The 752-nt window shown below is 46.9% G+C and carries 1 protein-coding gene; it reads right to left on the minus strand.

What is annotated here, in order from left to right:
- On the minus strand, positions 1–600 hold a 600-nt coding region (gene accA / locus ACTHUM_RS16350; RefSeq protein WP_440403472.1), incomplete at its 3' end, for an acetyl-CoA carboxylase carboxyl transferase subunit alpha.
- Positions 601–752: the final 152 nt, after the last annotated feature.

Raw genomic sequence — 752 nt, forward strand, 5'->3', positions numbered from 1 at the left:
GCCTTCGCCAATAATGGTGCACAATACCGGCACATGCAGGCGGGTCAGTTCGTATAAATTACGGCCGATGGCTTCAGACTGGCCGCGTTCTTCCGCGCCAATGCCAGGATACGCACCCGGGGTATCGACAAAGGTCATGACCGGAATATTGAATTTCTCGGCAGTCTGCATCAAGCGCAGCGCTTTACGGTAACCTTCGGGACGCGGCATACCGAAATTGCGGCGGATTTTTTCTTTGGTATCGCGGCCTTTTTGATGGCCGATAACCATCACGCTTTGACCGTTGAAACGTGCCAAACCGCCGATAATGGCATGATCGTCAGAATAATGGCGGTCGCCGTGCAACTCTTCAAAATCGGTAAAAATACCGTTGATGTAGTCCAAAGTATAAGGACGCTGCGGATGGCGAGACACTTGTGAAATTTGAGCCGGAGTCAGCTTGCTGAAAATTGACTTGGTCAACTCGTTGCTTTTCTTTTGCAGTCTGGCAATCTCGTCGGAAATATCGACGGCAGATTCATCTTGTACGAATCGCAACTCGTCGATTTTATTGGTTAATTCGGCGATGGGTTGTTCAAAGTCCAAAAAAACGGGTTTCATAAAACGAAGCTCTCGGTAATGGTTGCTGACATGATACGCTAATCAGACGTATTTGACAGCATTTCTCAAAGGGAAACTGCCATCTTTTGCAATAAAAAACTTTCAGACGGCCTTTAACAAAGAAATAGTATATCTGCACTAAACTCATGGAG

Source organism: Neisseria sp. P0021.S006 (assembly GCF_051956895.1).